At 43.0% G+C, this 2,498-nt stretch carries 4 protein-coding genes; 2 read left to right on the top strand and 2 right to left on the bottom strand.

Annotation, left to right across the window (positions count from 1 at the left end):
* A partial coding sequence (locus F6K49_RS41070) for a Gldg family protein (RefSeq protein WP_293106785.1) occupies positions 1 to 915 on the top strand: 915 nt, incomplete at its 5' end.
* Here F6K49_RS41070 and F6K49_RS41065 read toward each other — a convergent pair.
* Entirely contained in the window at positions 878 to 1,042 is a 165-nt protein-coding gene (locus F6K49_RS41065; RefSeq protein ID WP_293020227.1) for a hypothetical protein, read from the bottom strand. The two genes, F6K49_RS41070 and F6K49_RS41065, sit on opposite strands and share 38 nt — an antisense overlap.
* 22 nt (positions 1,043 to 1,064) lie before the next feature.
* Here F6K49_RS41065 and F6K49_RS41060 point away from each other — a divergent pair, with 22 nt between their 5' ends.
* On the top strand, positions 1,065 to 1,700 hold the full coding sequence (locus F6K49_RS41060) for a restriction endonuclease subunit R (protein WP_293020225.1): 636 nt from the start codon (positions 1,065 to 1,067) through the stop codon (positions 1,698 to 1,700).
* 36 nt (positions 1,701 to 1,736) lie between these two features.
* On the opposite strand, the gene F6K49_RS41055 is transcribed toward F6K49_RS41060, so the two are convergent.
* A partial coding sequence (locus F6K49_RS41055; RefSeq protein ID WP_293106782.1) for a hypothetical protein occupies positions 1,737 to 2,498 on the bottom strand: 762 nt, incomplete at its 5' end.

Here is a 2,498-nt window from a genome sequence, read left to right as displayed (position 1 = left end):
CAAGGTCACGGAGAAAAATCCTTAGCAGAAGTAGAAGGGGGATTATCTGAGGCAGTACGTGTTCTAGAGGATAAAAATTTTACGGTTCAACCCCTTAACCTAGCTGAACGCTCAGAGGTTCCAGCCGATGCATCAATCGTGGTTAGTGCAGGTCCGATGCGACCATTATTAGAAAAAGAAGTCAAAGGGTTACGTAACTATCTATCCAAGGGTGGTAGCTTACTATTGATGCTCGACCCTGATACTAATCCTGAATTGGATAGCTTTCTCAAAGACTGGGGAATTAAGCTAGACAGTAGGTTAGTGATTGACCCGTCTGCTCCAGAACGTTCCTTAGTGCTTGGTGCAGCAACTCCCATGGTCACCAGCTATGGGAATCATCCCATTACCACGGAATTTGCCGACGGATTTTCCTTTTATCCCTGGGCGCGATCGCTCTTAATTACCCCAGTAGATGGTATCCAGGAAACTCCTCTGCTAATTACCAATGACAGAACTTGGGCTGAGAGCAATCCTAAACAGCAGCCACTGGAATTGAATCCAGAAAGCGATCGCCCTGGTCCGTTAATCCTAGGTGTAGCATTAAGCCGCCAAGCGGAAGGGATTGATCAAGCTACTCCTCAAGAGGATGGTAACAAAAAGACCTCTTCATCTCGTCTAGTAGTCTATGGTAACTCTACTTTTGCCACCAATGGTTGGTTTGATCAGCAATTAAATGGTGATGTTTTTCTCAACACCATCAGCTGGTTAAGCAAGCAAGATGATCAAGTCCTATCTATCCGCCCTAAAGAACAAAACAATCGACGGATTAACCTAACAGCAATCCAGGCTGAGTTACTGGGTTGGACTGCCCTGTTACTTATGCCCTTAGTCGGGTTTACCACAGCTGGGTTGGTATGGTGGCAACGCCGTTAGTATTGATAACTGATATAACTATAGGAAAGGGAGTAGGGAACAGGGAACAGGGAATAGGGAGTAGGGAGTAGGGAGTAGGGAATATGGGATCAAGAATTTTTAGAATTCCTACACGGATCCCTATCAACCTATCATAATCCTATAAACTTATGACAATTATACAAGCTAGTCACCTATCTCTAGAAGATGTGCATCATACCTTTGGCTTTCAACGGCAATACAATAGTTCATTAACTTCCCGGTTATCCCTAGACACTATTACTGAATTTGAGCAACGGGAATTGGAACAAATTCGGACTGATTTTGATAATTACTTAATCGCGGGTAAAGTATCTGAAGGACTGGTAAAAGCCCTAACTGTTTTTCCCTTACTGCGATTAGCTGGCTTCTATCGCTCTCCAATAAAGATTTCCTTGGAAGAAGAGATTGCTGATATTGATATTCAAGAGCAGGATACCAAAATTACTGGCAGACTAGATATTCTAGCAATTAACAAAGCTCAACAGACAGTAGATAAAGTATCGTTTTGGGTCTTAGTTATCGAAACTAAAAACAGTAGTGCTGACGTATCCGTCGGGTTACCTCAATTACTGACCTATGCCTATAAGAGTTTAGACCATCAAGACTCAGTTTGGGGACTATCGACTAACGGATACATTTATCAGTTTATTTATCTCCAAGCTGGCAATCCTCCGATTTATCAGTTGATGCCAGTATTAAACCTGATGGAATCGGAGTCATCGATTAAATTACTACAAGTTATTAAAGCTATAGCGCTTCTATAGCATTTCCATTTGATTTGTGAACATACTCCCTAGCGACTATGTTCGCTCTCCAAATCGATTCAATAATTCTAGTCGAGACAAATGTAAGAGTAGGGGGGTAAATTCTTCTGGAGAGAGTGCCATCAATGGCTCAATAATTCCCAGCAGTTCCTGGTCTAGTTCACCAAAACGGCTACGCAATAAGTAGGTGACCATACTACGGCGTTCGTTTTGCCTACCTTGGACTAGTCCTTCTTGTTTGCCCTCGACTAGTCCCTCTTGTTTCCCTTGGACTAGTCCTTCTTGTTTACCTTGCACTATTCCCTCTTGTCTGCCAAGCTCGGTAGCCAATTCCAGTCGTTGTTGATATATCTGAGATAATTGCATGATTAACTCCCGGTCATCTTCCTCAAGGTTTTGATTTTGTTTGATACGTGCGTCTAATATCGCCAGCATGTCATATACTAATTCTAGGATATTGTCTTTGTGCTGACTCCCGTTCGGTAGGGATTTCAACTCCTCAATTGCTTGCTGTTGCACTCTACCTCTACCGAGAATTCTCAACCATAAGGTTTCCGGGGTCACTGGTAGTTGGTGAATCGCCACAATCGCCGTATACAAGGATTTCCCCAGAAAGTACATCCCCTTGGGATAATTAACTAGATCTGGTTGAAAATTAAAGCTTTCTAAAAACTCTTCCGAAGCGGTTGGGGAAAGAATCCATAAACGAGGCAGTTCTGTCACCCTAACTTGGGCATTAGTGCGCTTAGCCTGACGGAAAACTTGACCATGAACCTGAATCAGTTTACCGATACAACT

It is taken from the genome of Moorena sp. SIO3I6, from assembly GCF_010672095.1.
Note: the sequence above shows the minus strand (reverse complement) of the source record. Positions and strands in the feature narration are given on the sequence as shown.

What these genes read in the sequence shown, in the direction of transcription:
- F6K49_RS41060 (WP_293020225.1), top strand. Translation starts at nt 1,065, where the DNA reads ATGACAATTATACAAGCTAGTCACCTATCTCTAGAAGATGTGCATCAT.